Below are 22,503 nucleotides of genomic sequence, written 5' to 3'. Positions count from 1 at the left end.
ATTTAAATTTTTTGTTTCAATTATTAGCAAAAACTGTACCTAAAAATTCTATTGAGAGTAGTCTCTTCTCCCAAAAATTGCAGATCCAACCCTCACTGAGTTGGCTCCACACTCAATAGCTACAGGGAAATCATCGCTCATACCCATTGATAAGGTATTTATTGTTTTTAGTTGATTTAATTCATCAAAAAGACCTTTTAAAGTTAAAAACTCTTTTCTGACTTGTTGCTCATCATCTGTAAAAGTTGCCATCCCCATCAAACCTGTAATGTCAACATTTGGAAAATTCCCGTCAATATATTGCTGAAACAAATCTTTTGCTTCCACGATTTCAAGTCCGAACTTCGTGTCTTCTGCAGCAATTTTTACCTGAAGTAAAACCTTGATCGTTCTGTTGTTCTTGCCTGCCTCTTTATTGATTTCAGCTAGTAGTTTTCCGGAATCTACACTTTGTATGGTGTCTATAAACGGAGCTATATATTTAACCTTATTGGTCTGTAAATGCCCAATCAAATGCCACTGAATGTCATTCGGTAGGAGTGGAGATTTTTCCATCAGTTCCTGGACCTTATTTTCTCCAAAAACTCTTTGTCCCAGATCGTATACTTCCTGAATAGCAGAAACTGGATGCGTTTTTGAAACGGCAACCAGTTGTACATCTGACGGAAGTTGATCCTTTATAGCTTTATAATTTTCCTTAATACTCATAAATGCAAATTTCCGAAAATTCCACGACAGTTCCCAGTGATGAATACTTTTTACAAAAAAATATTAGTTTAAAACTTCATTGATCTTCGGGTACTGAGAGATTTTTCTGAAAACAAACTTGTTACTTTTCTGTAGTTTTTCAATAAAAAGGTCCAGCTCATTAATAGAATCTGTATCTCTAAGATATTGGTCATGAGTTAAAAACACAAGATGTCTTGACGTTTTCTCAAGATCATTCAGGAAAATACTGTCTACTTTTTTCAGCATCGCTTCATGGCTTCCTTTTAAAGTCATTTTTTGGGAAGGTCTCCATTCAAGATCCCAGCCGATTACTTTATATCCTGCTCTTTTCAGTCCGTCTGCAGCTGCAGTAGAACTTTTAATATCAGTTACATTAATATTATTAAGTCTCCAGATATTTCTTCCCGGAGTTCTTGCGATCATATCACGAAGTTTAAGACTGTCTTTTGCGATATCAAAGTCTCGTACCACTGAATTTGCATTCTTATAAAAGTCTGTATATTTATTGTGGGCATGGGTAAAACTATGATTTGCCAGTTCAATCAATGGACTTTGCTTTAAAAGTTCAAAATCCTTTTTTTGTCTGTTGCTCCCATAGGCATGTTTTCCCACCAGAAAAGCAGTGGCACAAACATTTCTTTTGTCTAGAATTTTTAAAAGATTTTCGGTGCCCTGGTTGGGACCATCATCGAAGGTTAAATAGATCACTCTTTTATCCGGATCTACGCTTTCATCGTCTGTTGTGACGACATTTTCTGCGGCAGGATGTTCCTGTGAATTGACCTGGTCATTCACTTCATTCTTGAAATTACAGCTGTTCAATAAAACCGAAGTTGCACTCATCAATACAACCATCCCGAGAAAAGTCATATTTTTTGACTTTCCCGCAAAAATTTTTCTCATAAAGATAATGGAAATTAAAATGTTAAAAATCGTTAAAAATAACTTGTAAATGTTAACAAATTATATGCCATTTATTGAGGGGGAATATGTTTTTAAGGTTATTTTAAGAACTTTATTTTAAAGGTGATTTTTGCTAAATGTTTGATAGTTAGGGAATGGTTTGTTTATTGATAATTCTTAACATTTATAAATGTAAAAACGATAGTTTTTCTCTATTTATGTTAGGGTTTTAATATTCTTCATATGTTGGAGAATTAATTTTAATTATGAATTTTTAATATTTCTTTTAAAGGGAAATTTTTTATTATAACAAAATATCAATTAAATGATAATGTAAAAATTAACTGTAAGAAATAGGAAAACCCTTTCCAAAATAATGAAAAGGGTCTCCTTATATTTATTGTTCTAATACTATTTTATATCCAGATCTACTGAGTTTAACCTCAACGAATTCAGTATGACAGATAATGAACTAACACTCATGGCTGCTGCTGCGATCATTGGTGATAATAATATTCCAAAGAAAGGATACAGTAATCCTGCTGCAACAGGAATTCCTAACACATTGTAGATGAATGCAAAGAATAAGTTTTCCTTAATGTTTTTAAGAAGTTTTTCACTTAAAAGTTTGGCTTTCGCTACACCTAAAATATCTCCTTTTAATAAAGTGATTTCAGCGCTTTCAATGGCAACATCTGTACCGGTTCCCATTGCTATTCCTATGTCTGATTGAGCAAGGGCAGGGGAGTCGTTAATTCCGTCACCGGTCATGGCTACAATTTTACCTTGTTGTTGTAGTTTCTTAACCTCATTAAGTTTGTCTTCAGGAAGACAGTTGGCTTTGAAATGTTTGATGCCTAATTCTTCTGCAACTGCTTTAGCAGTGTGTTCGTTGTCTCCGGTCATCATGATAATGTCAACGCCTTCACTCATTAATCTTTCAACAGCTTTTTTGGAGCTTGATTTGATTTTATCTGTAAAACTAATGAATCCCAGTACATTTTGATCCTGTGCTATATAAGAAATGGTATGTGCTTTCGATTGTACTTCTATGGCTTTCTGTTTTAATGCATCCGGGACCTGTATCTGGTGGGTGGTTAAAAGACTTTCATTTCCTAAGTATGCTGTTTTTCCATTGATATTTCCCTTCACTCCTTTTCCTGAAATGTTTTCGAACTTATCTACTTTTTCAGCGGAAATATGTTCATCTTTTGCTCTTTTGATCACGGCATTGGAAAGCGGATGCTCAGAGTTTTGATTCAATGAAAATGCAAGTTTTAAAATCTGATTTTTATCCTCGTTGTTTACTGTTTCTATATATTCTACAGATGGTTTTCCTTCTGTTAAAGTTCCTGTTTTATCTGTGATTAAAACATTCACTTTGTTCATTTGTTCAAGAGCTTCTGCGTTTTTGATCAGAATACCGTTTTTAGCTCCTTTTCCAATTCCTACCATTAATGACATTGGAGTGGCTAATCCAAGGGCACACGGACATGCTACGATTAAAACAGCAACAGCATTTACGAAAGCAAATAAGCTTCTTTTTCCTTCAGGACCAAAAAACTGCCATGCAACGAAGGTGAGAGTAGCAATAAGGATTACTACAGGAACAAATACCTTAGAAACTTTATCTGTAAGCTTTTGAATAGGAGCTCTGCTTCGGCTTGCTTCGTTTACCATTTTAATGATTTGAGAAAGTAAGGTTTCATCACCTACTTTTTCAGCTTTCATAATGAATACCTGATTTCCATTGATGGTTCCAGAAGAAACTTTATCATCTATGTTTTTTTCAACAGGAACGGGTTCTCCTGTGATCATACTTTCGTTAACAATAGAATTTCCTTCTATGATTTTTCCATCAACAGGAATTTTTTCACCCGGTTTTACTTTTAATAAATCCCCAATTTTTACCTGAGAAAGTAATACCTTTTTTTCTTCTCCATTCACTATAAGATTGGCTTCATCAGGAGAAAGATTCATCAGTTCTTTGATGGCATTTCCTGTTTTTTTGTGAGCAGCAGCTTCCATTAACTGTCCTAAAATAACCAGTGTCAGGATTACACAGACTGCCTCAAAATATAATGGAATTTCATGATTGTGTCCACGGATTTCATGTGGAATAATATCAGGAAAAAGTAATGCTGCAATGCTGAATATAAATGCTGCCGCTACTCCAAGTGCAATAAGGCTGAACATATTCAGATTCCAGGTTTTGAATGAAACCCAACCTCTTTTTAAGAGAAACCAGCCGGAATAAAACATGACCGGAAGGGTGAGGGCAAGTTCAATAAAGCCTTGGATTTTATGAGAGAAAGGAAAATTAATAAACATTCCGCCCATAGAAAGTATGAAAACAGGAACGGTGAATATTAACGATGTAATAAACTTCTTTTTTAAAATAGTATAAGTTTCATCTTCATCATCAGCTCCACTGTCAGGCATTCTTACAAGATCCATACCGCAGATCGGGCAGTTTCCGGGTTCATCACTGATGATTTCCGGATGCATTGGACATGTGTATTTTGCTGTTTTCTTTTCTGGGTATTTTACAAGATCCATTCCACAAACAGGGCATCCTACATTTGAATCATAAGTTTTGTCTCCTTCACAGTACATCGGACAATAATATCTGCCAGCCATTTCATCTGTTACTTTAGGCGCTTCATGGTGATGATTATGATGATGTGTGTGTGAATGTGAATGAGAATGAGAATGAGAATGAGAATGAGAATGAGAATGAGAATGAGAATGAGAATGAGAATGTGATTCTGAATTTTTAGCAAGATCTTCTGTGATTTCCTCTAAATGCATATGGCATACAGGGCAATCTCCTTTTTCATCGTAGGTTTTGTCTCCTTCGCAAAACATCGGACAGTAATATTTGCCAATACTGTCTTTGAAGTTTGCCGGCAGATTTGTTGCCGAATAAGTAGGCTTATGGTTAGGGTCTTTAGCTAATTTTTCTTCAATGGGAACAAGGTACATATTACAAACCGGACATCTTTCTCCCTGCTTGAAATATACTTTTTCACCTTCGCATTCCATTGGGCAATAATATACGGAAGAGGGAGATACGCGATCTTGTGGCTTGATGAATGTTTTTTCAGGATTATTAGGATCTTCAAGTCTGTATTTTCCTATCTCTGCTAATGCATCATTTAAAGCGGCAAGTGTAACCTCGTGGTCAGAAGTGATTGTTGCGGTATTGTTTTCCAGATTTACATCAGCTGAAACTCCGTCAATGCTGTTCAATTGATTGGATATTTTTTTCTGGCAACCCGAACAGGTCATTCCGAGTATTTTATACTGTTGTTCCATGACTCTTAAATTTATACTACAAATTTCCAAAATGAAAATCTAAAGCTGTTATAAATTTAAGGATAATAGTTATAGAATTTAGGTGGGGATGTTTTAGGGTAGGAGAGTGAAGGGGTTGAGAGTATTAGAGTGCAGGATCTATCAAGCTTTAAAACTCAAATACTCTCAATCTTAATTAAAGGTTGTCCAAAGGTTTTCTGTGATGATCTTTTAATTTCTTGAACTCAGTAGGCGTAAATCCTGTGACATTACGGAATTGGGTAGAAAGATGCTGTACACTTTTATATCCAAGTTTTCCTGCGATTTCAGTCAGGTTGAATTCGTTATATAAAAGAAGTTCCTTTACTTTTTCAATTTTTTGAAGAATAAAAAACTGTTCAAGGGTGATGTTCTCGTTCTGTGAGAAAGTTTTCGAAAGGGAACTATAGTCTTTATGCAATTTTGAACTTAAAAATTCAGAAAGAAGAAAATCTTCATCAATGTCAAGTTCACCCACTTTTACAATAATGAGGTTTTTAATTTTTTCCACAAGCTGATGAGCAGAATCCATGATTCTTTCAAAACCGGTTTGAATAAGTTTATCCTCAATGGATTGCATGATGGTGGCTGGAACTGCTGATTCTGTTTCAACCTCTCCCAGAATAACGGAGCTTGTTTTTATATTGGCATCATTGAAGATTGTTTCCACAGCAGAGATACACCTGCTGCAGACCATGTTCTTTATGAAGATTTTCATAATCCGTTATTTAGCCTGTCTTTTACAAATTCTATTTGAGTTTTACCGTGTGGTGCAGGATTTCCTTCGCTGTCAAGGTTTACCATTACAATTTTATCAACAGTGATGATCGTTTGATGAGTCATCTTGTTTCTTACATCGCATCTTAACGTAATAGATGAAGAACCAAAATGAATTGCTTCAATTCCAATTTCTATGATATCTCCTTGTTTTGCTGAGCTTACAAAATTGATTTCAGAAATAAATTTGGTAACCACCTTAGTGTTCTCCAGCTGGATAATAGCATATAAAGCAGCTTCTTCATCAATCCATTGTAATAATCTTCCTCCAAAAAGAGAGTGGTTAGGATTTAAATCTTCGGGTTTTACCCATTTTCTTGTATGGTAGTTCATGTTCTTAATAATTTGCATTACAAATTTAGTATTAAAAGCCTTTCGTGACAAAAGAATAATATTTATTGATCAAAACAGGACTATTCATTTTCTCAATCATTTTCTTTTGGAGCGCATTGCTTTTGTTTTCGTGATGGAAGAATCGTTTAGTAAATTTTGATATTCTTTACTTTCTACAGGGTATATTGCAACTTTGCCTTCTTTATTATGATGGATTCCGAAACCGTATCTTTTTGCCAGAGGAGAAGATCGGAGGCAAGCTTGTCCTTTAGAAAAAAATATATTTCTTTCATTCTGTTTTTCGCTTTCCGGAATGTCGTTTTTGAAGACGTAACATTCAAAAATAATATCATCGGAGGAGTATTGGTAAGGATTCTTGCTGATTTGTTCGTATTGAAGGTTGGCGAGCGTTTTCTCTTTCTTTTCAGGTGGAATTTGTGATTGAGAGACAGGACAGTCTTCCGCAATTTGAATGAATGTATTAATATAATTGGTGGTATGTTGTTTCATGATGAATAATAGTTTAAAGTCTAATAGGCTTAATATTAGCAATCTATAAAAGTAATATTATTCTTAATGTTTTTCAAATAACTTCTGATTGATCATTAAAGGGAAGTATTTGATATGCTGTTAATATAAATTTATTATGTTAACTAACTTTAACTTTTTTAGTTGTTTTCATGTTAACTATTTGATAATTAGTTATTTATTTTGTTGTATGATTATTGATGTAACATCAAATTCAAACTAATGTGAGAAACATCTAAAAAAAAGCTTTGATTTGAAATTTTTAATTGTATCTTGCATACGTTTATATTTGGAATCAATATTTGTTCATTAATTTATGTTGTTTTTCTTTTATATACCAAATTTTTATTAATTTTTTAATTTATTTAAAATGAACATTTTTGTTTCAAACATCAATTACGCAACTAAAGAGTATGAGTTGCATGATCTATTTGCAGAATTTGGTGATGTATCATCAGCTAAAATCGTTACAGACAGAGAAACTGGAAGATCAAGAGGTTTCGGTTTTGTAGAAATGGGTGATGAAGAGGGAAAGCAAGCTATTGAAGCTCTTAACCAGAAGGAATTCAACGGAAAAACATTAAACGTATCTGAAGCTAAGCCAAGAGAAGAGAAGCCAAGAAGAAGCTTCGACAACAACAGAGGCGGAGGTTACGGTGGTAACAACCGTGGAAATGGTGGTGGCTACGGCGGTGGTAACCGTGGTGGAAACGGCGGTGGAAATCGTTGGTAAAAAATAATAAAGCGGCTTTTTTAAGCCGCTTTTTTTATTGTTTCTTTTTCTTCTTCTTTTTGTCTTTTTCCTTTTCTTTCCCTGGTTTGATTTTCTTATCCTTTTTGGGATTTAATATTTCATCAGCAAACTCAAACTTCGGATCTTCCACTTTTACTTTTGTCGGTTTGATTTCAATCTTAAGATCAAAATAACCTTTAAGATCATCCTGTGATATTAAATTCTCTTTAAATAAAAACTCAAGAATTTCCTTTCCTGAATTATTAAAAAAGTTGTGTGAAAGTTCTGTTAACAAAAATCTTTTATATTCTTCGAACGGAACAAGTACCGTGTACTTGAATATTCTCCCTTCTTTTACTGTAGATAAATATCCCTTTTCAACTAATATTTTTAAATATGTAGAAACAGTATTCTGGTGTGGTTTGGGTTCCGGATGCTGTTCCATAACGTCCTTCAGATAGAAAGATTCCATTTTCCAAAACAGCTTCATAAAGTTTTCTTCTGCGGCAGTAAGATGATTAATTTTCATGTATTCTTCTAATGTTGAAATTGTATATTGCAATAAAGATAAATAAAAGATACCATAAAAGCTATTCCTGCACCCATAAATACTTCTTTTACGGTATGTCTTTTTAAGATAACTCTGGTAACTCCCACCAAAATAGCGATTCCCAGCCAGACAAGCCCCAGTTTCCAGTCTAGTGTGAAAAACAAGGCTGCTACAAAAATATTAAAAGAAGTATGCATAGAACTTTTAATAAAGAAATTGCTGATCTGTAATACAAAAAGTAATATTAAAATAAACAGCATTACGAGGTCAAGGTATCCGTTTCTGATATAATTAAATATAAGATATGTGACCACACAGGCAGCAATGAAAATGTATAGCGTTTTTCTCTGAACCCGGTTGGAAACATCCATATTGGTGTATCTTCCTGTTTTCACATTCCATACCAGCCAGATAATGACAGGGATGATGATCATTAATAATATAGGAAGAAAATAGAGGAAAGACTCCTTAGTTGTGTATTGTCTGACGCTCATATATACAAAAAAGATGATCAGTGACACCAGGGGATTGAAGAAGTCAGAGATAACCTTTGATACTTTGTAAAGAAGCGAGGATTGTTTTTCTTCCATATAAAAGTTTAAAAGTCAAATATAAGATTATAAGCTCAAAAAACAAATGAGCACTGACAGATGCCTTGCTATGTGACAATAATAAATAAGGTTTGGATTTTTATTACAGCAAAGAAAGATCAGAGATTGAGATTCAAATGATAATATTATTGATACCTTTTATATTAATATAGAACACGAAAATTAAAAAAATGCAGAATTTTTACCAGAAAAGGAGTTCTTGAAATAACCAAAAGGTATGTTAACAATAATTAAAGATGAAAGAAAAATAAGAACAAAACGTAATTTTTTTTCATAATCTACCTTATTGATTATATAAGAAAGGCTATGCTGACAGGCTGATTTCTTAGATATTGCAACAAGAAAATAATAGTTGAGATACCGTTCCAAAAGCATTTCCAAGGCTCGAAAATTAAGAATAATCCATTCCGCCTGCAAATAGATTTTAGAGAAAAAACGAAAAGTTATGTATGCATACAATAAAAACAAAGTTTTTTTCATAATTTTGCTCAACTATTTCATCATAAAAAAGCAAGAGCTAACACATGAAAGAATTTTCTAAAGAGGTATACCTGAAGTGGTATGAAGATATGACAATGTGGAGAAGGTTTGAAGACAAATGCCGTTCTCTTTACCTAAAACAAAAGATCAGAGGATTTTTACATTTGTATAACGGGCAGGAAGCTATTCCAGCCGGGTTTACACATGCAATGGATCTTACAAAGGATAGTATGATTACTGCTTACAGATGTCACATCCATCCAATGGCGATGGGAGTAGATCCTAAGAGAATCATGGCTGAACTTTGTGGTAAAGCTACAGGTACATCCGGAGGTATGGGTGGATCTATGCACATTTTCAGCAAAGAACACCGTTTCTACGGAGGTCATGGTATTGTTGGAGGACAAATTCCTTTGGGAGCAGGTATTGCTTTTGCAGATAAATATTTTGACAGAAAAGCTGTAAATATCTGTTTCTTCGGAGACGGAGCTGCAAGACAAGGTTCATTACACGAAACTTTCAACATGGCAATGAACTGGAAACTTCCTGTAGTATTCGTTGTAGAAAACAACCAATATGCAATGGGAACTTCTGTGAAAAGAACTGCAAACCATGAAGATATCTATAAATTAGGATTAGGATATGAAATGCCTTGTCTTGCTGTAGATGCAATGGACCCTGTAAAAGTAGCTGAAGCTGCTTACGAGGCTATTGAAAGAGCCAGAAGAGGAGATGGTCCAACGTTCATTGAGGCAAGAACTTACCGTTACAGAGGACACTCTATGTCTGATGCTGAGCCTTACAGATCTAAAGAAGAAGTAGCTGTTCATAAAAATGATGATCCAATCGAGTTGGTAAAACAAAGAATCCTTGAAAACGGATGGGCTACCGAACAGGAATTGGAAGCTACAGATAACAAATCCAGAGATTTTGTTGAAGAGTGCATCGAATTTATGGAAAATTCTCCATATCCGGATGCTGAGAAAATCTATGAGTATGTATATGCTCAGGAGAATTATCCATTCTTAGACAAATTAGAAAACTAAAAAGATAATGAGTTAATTTGACAATTTGAGAATTTGAAAATGTGATAGAGTATGTCCTTTTTTAATTTTCAAATTTTCAGATTGCTAAATTTTCAAATTAAAATAAATTATGGCAGAAGTAATTACGATGCCCCGCCTTTCCGATACTATGACGGAAGGTAAAGTGGCGAAATGGCATAAAAAAGTAGGAGATAAAGTAAAGGAAGGAGATATTTTAGCTGAAATTGAAACTGACAAAGCTGTTCAGGATTTCGAATCTGAAGTAGAAGGTACCCTTTTATACGTAGGTGTAGAAGAAGGTGCTGCTGCTGCTGTGGATTCAGTTTTAGCAATTATCGGTAATGAAGGAGAAGATATTTCAGGATTAACAGGCGGGGCTGCTGCTCCCAGTGCAGGTTCTGAAGAAAAAAAATCAGAAGAACAGCCTAAAACAGAAACTGTGGAAACTGCTTCAGCAGAAGTTCCGGCAGGAGTAGAAGTAATCACAATGCCAAGACTTTCTGATACAATGACAGAAGGTAAAGTGGCGAAATGGCACAAGAATGTAGGCGATACAGTAAAAGAAGGTGATCTTCTTGCTGAAATCGAAACAGATAAAGCAGTTCAAGACTTTGAATCAGAATTCAATGGTGTACTATTGAAGCAAGGTGTAGAAGAAGGAGGTGCTGCTCCGGTTGATTCTGTATTAGCTATCATCGGTCCTGCAGGAACTGACGTTTCAGCCGTAGGTGCTCCGAAAGCTGCTGCTCAATCAACTGAAAAACCTGCTGAACAAAAAGCAGAAGTTAAAACTGAAGAAAAAGCTGCTCCGGCTGCAAATACTTCATCTTCTGACAGAGTGGCAATTTCTCCATTAGCTAAGAAAATGGCTCAGGACAAAGGAGTTGATATCAATGCTGTTCAAGGTTCTGGTGAAAACGGAAGAATCGTTAAAAAAGATATTGAAAACTATCAGCCATCTCAGGCAAAACCAGCTGCTTCAGCTCCGGCTGCAAGTGCTGCTGCTCAGGTTGCTGTAAGCTTTGTACAGGGAGAAGATACAGAGACTCCAAACTCACAGGTAAGAAACGTTATCGCAAAACGTCTTTCTGAAAGTAAATTCTCTGCACCTCACTACTATCTGATGGTGGAAATCAACATGGATAAAGCAATTGAAGCTAGAAAAGAGATCAATTCTATTCCGGATACAAAGATTTCATTCAATGATATGATCATTAAAGCAACAGCAATTGCTTTAAAAAAGCACCCACAGGTAAATTCAAGCTGGGCTGGAGATAAGATCATTCACAGAGGAAATATCAACGTTGGTGTAGCAGTAGCTATTCCTGACGGATTAGTAGTTCCTGTATTGAAAAATACAGACCAAATGTCTTACACTCAGATCTCTGCAGCTGTAAAAGATATGGCTTCAAGAGCTAAGAACAAAGGTCTTAAAGCTAACGAAATGGAAGGATCTACATTCTCTATTTCCAACCTTGGAATGTTTGGAATTGAAACATTTACAAGTATCATCAACCAACCAAACTCTGCAATCCTTTCAGTAGGAGCTATTATCGAGAAACCAATCGTTAAGAATGGTCAGATTGTAGTAGGAAACACAATGAAACTTTCATTAGCATGTGACCACAGAGTTGTAGACGGTGCTACAGGTGCTCAGTTCCTTCAAACTTTAAGAACATATTTAGAAAATCCATTAACACTGTTACTGTAATTTCTAGAATAAAAATAATAAAACCTCCCAAATCGGGAGGTTTTTTATTTTAATACAAATAATGTTATTACAATTTGTTGTAAAATCGACAATATGTTACTATTTTTGACTCATGATTAAAGCAAGAAATATCCATAAATCTTATGGGAATTTAGAAGTACTGAAAGGAGTTGATATTCATATCAAAGTAGGAGAAGTTGTTTCTATTGTTGGAGAATCCGGAGCTGGTAAATCTACATTACTACAGATCTTAGGCACATTGGATCATCCTACTCAGTCTGGAAAATATGATACCGAAATTGAAATTGCAGGAGAATCATTTATTAACATGAGTGATAAGCAGTTATCTAAGTTCAGAAATCAGAATATTGGATTTGTATTTCAGTTTCATCAGCTTCTTCCCGAATTCACCGCTTTGGAAAATGTATTGCTTCCTACAAGAATTGCCGGTGCTAATGAAAAAGAGGCAATTGAAAAAGCATATGCTTTATTTGAAGACCTAAAAATCGAGCAGAGACTTAATCATAAGCCTAATCAACTTTCTGGTGGAGAAGCGCAAAGGGTAGCGGTAGCAAGAGCTTTAATCAATTCACCAAAAATCATCTTTGCTGATGAACCTACGGGAAATCTGGATTCAAAAAATGCAGATGATCTTCACAGATTATTTTTTGATCTGAGAGATAAATACAATCAGACATTTGTGATTGTAACCCATAACCCGAATCTTGCTGAAATTACAGACCGTAAACTTGTTATGAAAGACGGAATGATCATAGAATAGCAGTACTTACACAGATGATGAAACACTTTATTTTTCTTTTTATCCTTTTAATTTCCTGTTCAAAAGCAGAGTCTCAGCAGGCAAATGTTGAGGAAATTCCTCAAACAAAAATTTCAGAAGTTAAAAATTATATAAAAGATAAAGGATATAATCGGGATCTTGCGATTTTCATCAATTTTAAGATTTCATCCGGAAAATATCGTTATTTCATTTATGATCTGAAAAATGGGAAAACAGTGTACAAAGCTATTGTATCTCATGGCTCAGGTTCTGTAGTTCCAGGGTCAGCATCTTTAAAATTCAGTAATATTGAAGGCTCATATCAGTCATCTTTAGGGAAATATGCAATTGGGAAGAGTTATATTGGACAATTCGGTAAATCTTATCGTTTACAAGGTTTAGATACGACCAATAGCAAAGCTATGCAAAGAGCAATTGTTCTTCATTCATTAAAGTGTGTTCCTGATATAGAATCTCAAAATCCGGCATGTTTGAGCTTAGGTTGTCCAATGCTATCGATAAATGCTTTTAAGGAATCAGCAAAATATATTGATAAATCAGATCAGCCTATTATTTTATATGCCTTCTATTAGAAACTAATAACTATGAAAAAAATATTTATCCTTTCCATTTCTTTGATGATGATTGTGTCATGCGGGAAAAAGGAAACTCAAAAAGAAAACCTATCACTTAATCTTCAAAAAGGTTTTGAACAAACATTAATTTATTCTACTTCTACTGAAGGAAACGGAAACGGGGGAATGAATGATGCTACAGAAGTTAAATATACTATAGATTCTGTAGATAGAGATTCAAATTATTATGTGACGGGAGAAATTGTAAGAATGACTTATAATCAAAAAATGTTTGGAGAAGAAATTCATTATGATTCTAGAGAAAGCTCCAGTTCAGATGATGGAATGGGAGAGGAATTTAAGCCAATACTCAACAATCCTTTTACATTTAAGATTGATAAATATGGAAAAATCATTGAAAAACAAAAGTTTACTAAAGAGGTGCCCAAAGATTTACATTTAGATCAATATAATATTATCCCTGTGGCTTTTCCTAAAGAAACGGTAGAAAATGGTTTTAAATGGCAGGATACTACTCCGAATCCAATTGTAAAGACGATGTCTGTTACCAATAATTATACTTATAAAGGAACAAAAGATAATAAGATTGAAATTTCAGTCAATTCAAAATTGAGTGGTGGTGGCATGATGAAAGATTCCGATATTGAAGGGAAATATATTTTTGATAGTAAAACAAAAACTTTAATTTCGGCTGAAAGAAATATGCCTGTACAGATAGGAGGAGGAAAGGCTACTTTTACCATTACCCCTAAAATAGACGGCTTTTAACGATTTAAATACATAAATGTCTCTAAAATTTCTTGCCGAAGATGACAGACCCCGAGAAAAATTCTTACAAAAAGGTAAGAATGCCCTTTCCGATTCTGAGCTTCTTGCCATTATTATGGGAAGTGGAAGCAGGGAAGAAAGTGTAGTGGAATTGGCAAGAAAGATTTTAGCTTCTGTAAATAATAATTGGCATCAGCTAAGCCTTCTTTCTGTAAAAGACTTAATGAAATTCAAAGGAATAGGCGAAGCAAAGGCTATTTCAATAATTACAGCACTTGAGATTGGGCGAAGAAGAGCCGGGCAGGAAATTCCTGAAAAACCAACAATAGGTAATAGCCACGATGCATATGCTATACTTAAAAATCAATTGTCAGATTTAAGAACTGAAGAATTTTGGGCAATTTTTCTTAATAACAGCAATAAAGTCATCCATAGTTCACAGCTGACGCAGGGAGGGATAAGTCAATCCATTGTAGATGTAAGAGTTTTGTTTAAAACCGCTCTGGAACATTTTTCAACGGGAATCATTATTGCCCATAATCACCCTTCAGGAAGTCTTAACCCCAGCAAAGAAGATATTAATATCACCAAAAAAATAAAAGAAGCGGGGAATGTATTAAGCATCCAGCTTCTCGATCATATTATTATTACACAAAACTCATATTTTAGCTTTTCTGACGCAGGATTATTATGATTAGAAGATTGAAATACAATGAAATTGATTTTGAAAAATATACTCAATGTCTGGAGAACTCCGAACAGAGAAAGTACTCTGCAACCAGAGATTTTTTAGATATTACTGCAAAAGAACAGTGGGAAATATTAGTGTATAAAGACTATGAAGCAGTAATGCCTATACCTTTTGTAAGGAAATATGGTGTTAAAATTGTTCATAATCCCAAACTTTGTCAACAGTTAGGTGTTTTTTCAAAAAAAGATGATCTGGAGCTTAATACACAATTTTTAAACTATTTAGAAAATAATTACCTAATAAGAATCTACTCATTTAATGATGGTAATAAATTAAAAGAAGGCTTTAGAACAAAGAAAAATTTTTTAATTTATCCTGAGCCTTATGAGAAAGTATTTGCAAGATATTCTCCAAAAAGAAAGAGAAAATTACGACTGGATCAGGAAGTCTTAGATCACTCGGAAATTAAGGAGGTTTCTTTTCAGGAAGTTAAACCATTTATAGAAGCCAATATCATTGGTTTAGGAAAAGAAACAGATCTATCAAGTTTTTTAGAGATTTTCCAAACTTCCTACCGTAAAAATTATCTTAAATTTCTTGCATTCTTTTATCATGGAAAAATCATCAACGTTATTGCAACCTATTCGGATTGCGCCACAGTTGCTCTTTTGGGTACTTTCAGTGATAAAGAATATGTAAAGTTATCCGGAGCGTCAGTATTGATTGATACAAAGATTAAAGAAACTATTGAAACTAATTCTTTTGATTTTGAAGGAGGAGATATTCCTAATATCGAAGAATTTTTCAGAGGATTTCGTCCAGAATTAAAACCCTATGGAATCATTGAAAGTTCAAAGAAAGAACTCTTTAAGAAATTTGGGGTTCTTTTAGCTAAAGGAAAGGTATTTTAATCATAAAAACTGTTGTTTAGATTGGTTCTAATTAAACTATTATTCCGTACCTTTATAAACACTTATAATAACCGTTATGTTAGAGCAAATTCGTCGCTATAAATTATCATATATGCTTTATAACTTTTTCAAAAAGAATAAATTAAAGCATAACATTCCATTATATAAAAAATACGGAATCAATAAAAGTTATTTCTCAAGCATCTCCAGTAAAGACTTTGCTCATCTTCCTCAAACGGAAAGAAGCATTGCACAGGGCAAACTTTCATCTACAGATTTTTTTAAAAATTTATCAGAGGAAAATAAGGAAAGTGCACTTCAGTACGATGACAATGGTTACATGATCCTAAGGAATTTTATCAGCCCTGATACTGCTGACAAAATCAATGTGGAGATTGATAAACTTGTCAATGACAGAACATTAAAATTCCGCTACGGAGGAAAGCTGGTTTTTGCTATTCATCATTCAGAAATACTCCGAAATATTGGAAATGATAAGAAATTACTGGATTTTTTGTCTGTCTTATTAGATGGTAATGCTAAGTTATTTCAGAGTATAAACTTCATTAATGGAAGCCAACAAAAGACCCATTCAGACAGTATTCACATGACGACTTATCCTTTAGGCGGACTTTTAGGAGTATGGATTGCTCTGGAAGATGTAGATGAGAATAATGGGGCTTTACATTATATTCCGGGAAGCCATAAACTGCCTTATTTCCTTAATTCTGATTATGATAATGAAGGTACTTCTCTTAAAATCGGGAAGAAAAGTTATAAAGCTTATGAAGAATTTCTTGAAAATAAAGTGAAAGAACTTGGGCTGAAAAAAGAAATTTTCAGAGCAAAAAAAGGAGATATGCTGATCTGGCATGCCAATATCCTTCATGGAGGAGAGCCTCATACAGACAAAAACAGAACCCGAAAAAGCCTGGTATACCATTTTTTTGATGAAAACAGTGTTTGCTATCATGAAGTTACGCAAAGACCTGCGCTATTTGAACTGTAATATCAGAAAATATTAGTAATTTTGCATCCTAAAATTATGACGAGTTTTTCAGGATATCTGCCGTATGCATTTGCATTAATCATTGCAATTCCTTTTTTGGTTTTGCTAAGACAATTTGTACACTCGTATATTACTCTTAAAAATCAGGAAATCAAATTGCTTACTGTGAAGTCAAATTCAGAGAATAAAGCACATTCTTATGAAAGAATGACCTTGTTTCTTGACAGGATAAAACCATCCAATCTAATTCAAAGATTTGATAGGGGATTAGCCGTTCATGAATTTATTTTCCTTACTGAAAAAGCAATCAATGAAGAATTTGAATACAACTCTTCACAACAGCTTTATGTAACGAAGCACTCGTGGAAGAATATTGTTGATTCCAAAAATGCAATCATCGAATTGCTTCATAAAACATATGACGGATTGAAAGGAGAAGTACAACTTGATGAATTCAAGACCCTTTTCATCATGAATTATATGGAAAGCAACGATTATATTGCTGAAACTATAGAGGATTTAAGAAAAGAAATTTTAATAATAACTTAAAAAATAAGAGATAAAATAATGATTCCAAATTTTAAAGCACATCCATGGCACGGAGTTTCTGCAGGAGAAGATGCGCCAAATGTTGTAAACGTATTTGTAGAAATTGTTCCTTCAGATACTATTAAATATGAAGTAGATAAAGAAACAGGATATTTAAAAGTAGACAGACCTCAGAAGTTTTCTAACATTATCCCTGCTTTGTATGGTTTTGTTCCAAGAACATACTGTGATCAGGAAGTGATGAAGCTTGCTATTGAAGCAGGTGCTACAGATGTAACAATGGGAGATCATGATCCTCTTGATATCTGTGTTTTAAGTTCTCACAATATCCACGCTGGAGGTTTATTAATGGAAGCTATTCCAATCGGAGGTTTTAAAATGATCGATGGTGGTGAAGCGGATGATAAAATTGTAGCAGTAATGATCAATGACCATGCTTTCGGGCACTTCAGAGATATTACTGAATTACCAGAAGCAGAAGTTAAAAGATTGATGCACTACTTCTTAACATACAAAAACTTACCGGACGAGCCTGCGAAATGTAGAATTCAGGAGGTTTACGGTGCTGAGCATGCAAGAAAAGTGATTAAAGCTTCTCAAACTGACTATGCAGATAAATTCGGAGGATAAGATTTTCTTCCTCAGTATACAAAAAAGCAGATGAATTTTCATCTGCTTTTTTGTGTATATAAATCCTGTATAATTTTCTAAATAAGTCAATAAAATAGGTTTAGTCTCTTTTGTATACTGAATTTCCTTCTTTTATCGTTTCAAGAACCTTAATATTTCTGAGATTTTCAGGAGCTATCGTTAAAGGATTCTGATCCAGAATAACAAAGTCGGCTATTTTACCTGCTTTAATAGAACCTTTTCTATTTTCTTCCTGCAATTGATAGGCTCCGTTAATGGTAATCGCTTTCAAAGCCTCAAGCGGAGTGATTCTTTCGTTGGGACCTAAGATCATTCCTGATCGTGTCTTTCTATTCACTGCCGCGTATACTGCTGTAATCAGATCAGGAGGTGTTACGGGAGCATCATGGTGAATGGTAAAAGTAATTCCTGCCTTTAATGCTGAGTTAGCCGGACTTATAAAAGAAGCTCTTTCGGGACCAAAAACACTTGAATAATGCCAGTCTCCCCATAAATAAGTATGTGTAGAAAAGTACGAAGGAATTACTCCTAATTCTTTTATCTTTTGAATATGATCGGGGCGGCTGTTTTGTACATGAATGAGTGTTGCCCGCAATTCCGGCTTGTAAATATTTTCATCTTTTAGCCTTTTAATAACACGTATAGCCTGATCTATCGCAGCATCTCCATTCACATGAAGCTGTGCAGTGATGTTATTTTGAAAAAGTGTTCTCAGATCGTTATATAATGTTTCATCCGTGAAGATGGGAAATCCTTTGTAATCTTTAGACTGACCGTCGGGTGGAACTAAATAAGGTTGAGTAAGCCATGCTGTTTTACCTTGAGGAGAGCCATCATCAGAAAATTTGAATCCGGCTAATTTCAGGTGATTTTCATATTTCATATACTTGGGCTTGAAACTGTTGAGATCCTTTTTGAAATATTCATAATCTGGAAAGTAAACAACATCAGCTTTAAGAAGTTGTTGAGATGCTGCTTTTTCTAATAAAGAAACACTTTCTCCCATAATTCTTCCATCACAAATAGTAGTTTGCCCATAGCTGAGCCATTCATTCTGGGCTTTCATCAGATTTTCCATAGCTTCAGCCTGGGTATCTTTACCTTTATTCATCTTTTCCGTTAGAGTTAATAATGCAGTGAAGCTTGCATTCTCTTCTAATTTTCCGTTCAGTTTCCCTGTTTTTTTATCCCTACCGATATGCCCCCCTTTAGAGTCTTTTGATGATTCTGTTATACCAAGAAGTTTTAGCATTGCACTGTTTGCTACGCTGGCATGACCCGAAGCGTGAATAACAATGATAGGGTTGGTTTTGCTGATGGCATCCAGTTCTGTTTTTGTAGGATGGCGATGCTCTACGATAATGGCATCATCGTACCCATTTCCAATAATGGGTTGTTGAGCTGTAACTTTATTGTCTTTGATATAGTTTTTAATAGCGATCTGTAAATCCTTAATTGAATTTACTGTGCCATAAGGTTCAGGTGCTAGCTCTACAGGATCCATCATTCCGGCTCTTGAAGTAAGGTGCCCATGTACATCTATGAAACCAGGAAGAAGCGTTTTTCCATTCAGGTTAATCATTTTAGTAGCAGGTTCTGAATAACGTTCTGCATCTGATTTTGTTCCGGCAAAAAGTATTTTTCCGTCTTTTACTGCTACTGCTTCTACTAGGGAAGATATATTTTCCATTGTTATAATAGGTCCTCCAAAATAAAGTATTTCAGCTTTTTCTTTTGGAATCTTATTTTGACAGCTGCTTATGATTGCAGGTAAAGTAAGGATGTACAATAATCTTTTCATAAATAATTAATTCAAATCATAGTGAAAAACTAATTTACAAAATAATATATTATTATTGGTGAATTTTACTATGTATTTATAATTTTATTATATTTATAAGGCTAATCTTAATTTTTTAATATAAAATAATAAACTATGGATCTATTTATGTTAGTGCCAATTTTTGGTGTCATAGCTTTGCTTTATACATTTCTTCAAAGCAACTGGGTTAATAAACAGAATGCCGGGAATGAAAAAATGAAGACCATTAGTGGCTATATCGCTGACGGTGCCATGGCTTTTTTAAAAGCTGAGTATAAAATATTAACCTACTTTGTAGTAGTGGTAGCCATTCTGTTGGCTGTGATGGGATCAACTAATGCCAATTCCCATTGGAGTATAGGCATTGCCTTTGTGATGGGAGCTATATTTTCAGCTTCAGCAGGTTTTATTGGGATGAAGATCGCAACAAAAGCGAATGTAAGAACAGCAGAAGCCGCAAGAACATCACTGTCAAAAGCTCTTAAAGTTTCCTTTACCGGAGGTTCCGTGATGGGAATGGGAGTTGCAGGATTAGCTGTGCTAGGCTTGGGAGCACTTTTTATCATTATTAAGCAGATTTTTGCCCCTGATGCTACTGTAGATTCCCACGAAATGGAAAAAACCATTGAAATTCTTACCGGATTCTCTCTCGGAGCTGAATCTATTGCTCTTTTTGCAAGAGTAGGAGGCGGAATTTATACGAAAGCTGCGGACGTAGGTGCTGATCTTGTAGGGAAAGTAGAAGCAGGAATTCCTGAGGATGATCCAAGAAATCCAGCCACAATCGCTGATAATGTTGGTGATAATGTGGGAGATGTTGCCGGAATGGGTGCCGATCTTTTTGGATCTTACGTGGCAACAGTTTTAGCAACCATGGTATTGGGAAGAGAAACTATTTCGGATGATTCATTCGGAGGTTTTGCACCTATTCTTTTACCAATGCTGATAGCCGGAACCGGAATCATCTTTTCAATGATAGGTACTTTATTTGTGAAAATTAATGATAATGAAGGTTCTTCTACATCCAGCGTACAAAACGCCCTGAATCTAGGAAACTGGGGAAGCATAGTCATTACAGCAATAGCTTCTTATTTCCTGGTCACTTATATTCTTCCTGATAAAATGATTCTTCGAGGACATGAGTTTACCAAAATGGGTGTGTTTGGAGCAATCATGGTAGGACTCGTTGTAGGTACTTTAATGAGTATTATTACAGAATATTATACAGCGATGGGAAAAAGACCGGTTTCCAGTATTGTGAGACAGTCTTCAACGGGGCATGCAACCAATATTATTGGAGGACTTTCCGTTGGGATGGAATCTACCTTACTTCCGATAATTGTGTTGGCAGGAGGGATCTACGGATCTTATTTGTGTGCCGGATTATACGGTGTTGCCATTGCAGCTGCCGGAATGATGGCGACTACAGCAATGCAGCTTGCAATTGATGCTTTCGGACCTATTGCAGATAATGCAGGAGGTATTGCTGAAATGAGTGAATTACCCAAAGAAGTTCGTGAGAAAACAGATATTCTGGACGCTGTGGGAAATACAACAGCAGCCACAGGGAAAGGTTTTGCGATTGCTTCTGCTGCGTTAACTGCACTTGCTCTCTTTGCTGCTTTCGTAGGAATTGCAGGAATTGACGGGATTGATATTTACAGAGCTGATGTATTAGCAGGATTATTTGTTGGAGGAATGATTCCGTTTATATTCTCTTCATTAGCTATTACAGCGGTAGGGCAGGCGGCAATGGCAATGGTAGAAGAAGTAAGAAGACAGTTCCGCGAAATTCCGGGGATATTAGAAGGGAAAGCCACTCCGGAATATGAAAAGTGTGTCGCTATTTCTACAGATGCATCAATCCGAAAAATGATGATGCCAGGAGCAATAGCAATTATTTCACCACTATTAATCGGATTTATTTTTGGTCCGGAAGTACTTGGTGGATTTCTTGCCGGAGCTACCGTTTGCGGAGTATTAATGGGAATGTTTCAGAACAATGCTGGTGGAGCTTGGGATAATGCTAAAAAATCATTTGAAAAGGGTGTAGATATTAACGGGCAGACGTATTATAAAGGTTCGGAACCTCATAAAGCATCTGTAACAGGAGATACAGTGGGAGATCCGTTTAAAGATACTTCAGGACCATCAATGAATATCCTGATCAAATTAATGTCAATTGTTTCTTTAGTTATAGCACCTACTTTAGCCGTTTTACACAAAGATAAAATAGAAGCGAACAGAAAGGCTAAAATAGAAAGTTTAACAGGTATTACAAGTACAGATACTTCAGGAGGAGCAAATGCTGTGATACTTCCAGTTGTTCCCGGTGAAATAAAAGGACATCTTAATGAAAGTGGAGATTTTGTTTATGAAACTGGAAATCTTCGAAAAGTAAAGCTGAAAGGCGGAAAAACAATAGAATTAGGAGAAACAAGCCAATTGTATCAACTTTATAATGCTGTTGATAAAAAAGATAAATCTATTTTGGATACCAACAAATGGTATACGATTGAAAATCTTTATTTTGAAACAGGATCAAGCGATCTGAAAGCTGGTTATGAAGTACAATTGAATAATCTTGCCGAAATTTTAAATGCTTATCCTGACCTTAAGGTAAAGCTAGGTGGCTATACCGATAATAGCGGTAATGAAGAAGGGAATCAACAATTATCTAATCTTAGAGCACAAACTGCAAAACTTAAATTATTGGAACTTGGAATAGTTGCAGATAGAGTAGAAGCTGAAGGATACGGATCACAACATCCAGTCTGTGAAGCGAATGATACTGAAGAATGTAAAGCTAAAAACCGTAGAATTGATGTAAGAGTTCTTACTCTTTAATAAATAATATTAATAATACTAAAGCATCGCATTGGCGGTGCTTTTTCTGTATATATTGTTGGGGAACATAAAGGACACTAGAAAATTTTAGAGATTGTAATTATGTTTTTAAAGGACAAAGATTTTATCGCACAAATACAC

General features: G+C 34.9%; 21 protein-coding genes. 12 read left to right on the top strand and 9 right to left on the bottom strand.

Annotation, left to right across the window (positions count from 1 at the left end; genetic code table 11):
* Positions 1–48: 48 nt before the first annotated feature.
* The 6 genes from BBI01_RS10705 to BBI01_RS10680 all read right to left on the bottom strand — a co-directional run bounded on the left by BBI01_RS10705 (position 49) and on the right by BBI01_RS10680 (position 6,588).
* Positions 49–708, bottom strand: a complete 660-nt coding sequence (locus BBI01_RS10705) for a YggS family pyridoxal phosphate-dependent enzyme (protein WP_065394650.1) — start codon at positions 706–708, stop codon at positions 49–51.
* A 63-nt stretch (positions 709–771) separates the two neighbouring features.
* Positions 772–1,632 carry a polysaccharide deacetylase family protein gene (locus tag BBI01_RS10700; RefSeq protein ID WP_065394649.1) on the bottom strand — a complete coding sequence of 287 codons (861 nt, stop codon included), beginning with the start codon at positions 1,630–1,632 and terminating at the stop codon, positions 772–774.
* 411 nt (positions 1,633–2,043) lie between these two features.
* On the bottom strand, positions 2,044–4,950 hold the full coding sequence (locus BBI01_RS10695) for a heavy metal translocating P-type ATPase (protein WP_065394648.1): 2,907 nt from the start codon (positions 4,948–4,950) through the stop codon (positions 2,044–2,046).
* Positions 4,951–5,125: 175 nt separating this feature from the next.
* On the bottom strand, positions 5,126–5,686 hold the full coding sequence (locus BBI01_RS10690; protein ID WP_065394647.1) for a helix-turn-helix domain-containing protein: 561 nt from the start codon (positions 5,684–5,686) through the stop codon (positions 5,126–5,128).
* Positions 5,683–6,078 carry an acyl-CoA thioesterase gene (locus tag BBI01_RS10685; protein WP_065394646.1) on the bottom strand — a complete coding sequence of 132 codons (396 nt, stop codon included), beginning with the start codon at positions 6,076–6,078 and terminating at the stop codon, positions 5,683–5,685. Before BBI01_RS10685 ends, BBI01_RS10690 begins: the two co-directional genes overlap by 4 nt.
* A 96-nt stretch (positions 6,079–6,174) precedes the next feature.
* Complete coding sequence (locus tag BBI01_RS10680; RefSeq protein WP_065394645.1) at positions 6,175–6,588, bottom strand: DUF6157 family protein; 414 nt, start codon at positions 6,586–6,588, stop codon at positions 6,175–6,177.
* Positions 6,589–6,976: 388 nt separating this feature from the next.
* Here BBI01_RS10680 and rbp point away from each other — a divergent pair, with 388 nt between their 5' ends.
* Entirely contained in the window at positions 6,977–7,339 is a 363-nt protein-coding gene (rbp, locus tag BBI01_RS10675; RefSeq protein ID WP_065394644.1) for an RNA-binding regulator, read from the top strand.
* A 34-nt stretch (positions 7,340–7,373) separates the two neighbouring features.
* Here the strand turns inward: rbp and BBI01_RS10670 are convergent, their stop codons facing one another.
* A complete protein-coding gene (locus tag BBI01_RS10670) occupies positions 7,374–7,868 on the bottom strand; it encodes a BlaI/MecI/CopY family transcriptional regulator (protein ID WP_065394643.1) in 495 nt (164 codons plus the stop codon).
* An 8-nt stretch (positions 7,869–7,876) separates the two neighbouring features.
* The gene (locus BBI01_RS10665; RefSeq protein WP_065394642.1) at positions 7,877–8,479 is read right to left on the bottom strand and encodes a phosphatase PAP2 family protein; all 603 of its coding nucleotides are present in this window, start codon (positions 8,477–8,479) and stop codon (positions 7,877–7,879) included.
* A 545-nt stretch (positions 8,480–9,024) separates the two neighbouring features.
* Between BBI01_RS10665 and pdhA the strand changes: the two genes are divergently transcribed.
* From pdhA to BBI01_RS10610, 10 genes are all read left to right on the top strand, one after another.
* Entirely contained in the window at positions 9,025–10,026 is a 1,002-nt protein-coding gene (gene pdhA, locus BBI01_RS10655) for a pyruvate dehydrogenase (acetyl-transferring) E1 component subunit alpha (RefSeq protein WP_065394640.1), read from the top strand.
* Between the two features lie 109 nt (positions 10,027–10,135).
* Complete coding sequence (locus tag BBI01_RS10650; RefSeq protein ID WP_065394639.1) at positions 10,136–11,737, top strand: dihydrolipoyl dehydrogenase family protein; 1,602 nt, start codon at positions 10,136–10,138, stop codon at positions 11,735–11,737.
* 112 nt (positions 11,738–11,849) lie between these two features.
* Complete coding sequence (locus BBI01_RS10645) at positions 11,850–12,518, top strand: ABC transporter ATP-binding protein (protein WP_065394638.1); 669 nt, start codon at positions 11,850–11,852, stop codon at positions 12,516–12,518.
* Positions 12,519–12,532: 14 nt separating this feature from the next.
* The gene (locus BBI01_RS10640; protein WP_065394637.1) at positions 12,533–13,111 is read left to right on the top strand and encodes a murein L,D-transpeptidase catalytic domain-containing protein; all 579 of its coding nucleotides are present in this window, start codon (positions 12,533–12,535) and stop codon (positions 13,109–13,111) included.
* Positions 13,112–13,123: 12 nt separating this feature from the next.
* Complete coding sequence (locus BBI01_RS10635; RefSeq protein WP_065394636.1) at positions 13,124–13,882, top strand: DUF6263 family protein; 759 nt, start codon at positions 13,124–13,126, stop codon at positions 13,880–13,882.
* Between the two features lie 16 nt (positions 13,883–13,898).
* Positions 13,899–14,576: a RadC family protein gene (gene radC, locus BBI01_RS10630; protein ID WP_065394635.1), complete on the top strand. Its 678-nt coding sequence runs from the start codon at positions 13,899–13,901 to the stop codon at positions 14,574–14,576.
* Positions 14,573–15,484, top strand: a complete 912-nt coding sequence (locus BBI01_RS10625) for a hypothetical protein (protein WP_083190074.1) — start codon at positions 14,573–14,575, stop codon at positions 15,482–15,484. The genes radC and BBI01_RS10625 overlap by 4 nt, the downstream gene beginning before the upstream one ends.
* A 112-nt stretch (positions 15,485–15,596) precedes the next feature.
* Positions 15,597–16,493, top strand: a complete 897-nt coding sequence (locus tag BBI01_RS10620; protein WP_228393982.1) for a phytanoyl-CoA dioxygenase family protein — start codon at positions 15,597–15,599, stop codon at positions 16,491–16,493.
* Between the two features lie 36 nt (positions 16,494–16,529).
* Positions 16,530–17,042 (top strand): DUF7935 family protein, encoded by a 513-nt coding sequence (locus BBI01_RS10615; RefSeq protein ID WP_065394632.1) that lies wholly within the window; start codon positions 16,530–16,532, stop codon positions 17,040–17,042.
* A gap of 18 nt (positions 17,043–17,060) precedes the next feature.
* The gene (locus tag BBI01_RS10610) at positions 17,061–17,672 is read left to right on the top strand and encodes an inorganic pyrophosphatase (protein WP_065394631.1); all 612 of its coding nucleotides are present in this window, start codon (positions 17,061–17,063) and stop codon (positions 17,670–17,672) included.
* A 100-nt stretch (positions 17,673–17,772) separates the two neighbouring features.
* Here the strand turns inward: BBI01_RS10610 and BBI01_RS10605 are convergent, their stop codons facing one another.
* Entirely contained in the window at positions 17,773–19,494 is a 1,722-nt protein-coding gene (locus BBI01_RS10605; protein WP_065394630.1) for an amidohydrolase, read from the bottom strand.
* Positions 19,495–19,629: 135 nt separating this feature from the next.
* On the opposite strand from BBI01_RS10605, the gene BBI01_RS10600 reads away from it, so the two are divergent.
* The gene (locus BBI01_RS10600; RefSeq protein ID WP_065394629.1) at positions 19,630–22,362 is read left to right on the top strand and encodes a sodium-translocating pyrophosphatase; all 2,733 of its coding nucleotides are present in this window, start codon (positions 19,630–19,632) and stop codon (positions 22,360–22,362) included.
* Positions 22,363–22,503: the final 141 nt, after the last annotated feature.

The organism is Chryseobacterium artocarpi (assembly GCF_001684975.1).
GTDB lineage: Bacteria > Bacteroidota > Bacteroidia > Flavobacteriales > Weeksellaceae > Chryseobacterium > Chryseobacterium artocarpi.
Note: the sequence above shows the minus strand (reverse complement) of the source record. Positions and strands in the feature narration are given on the sequence as shown.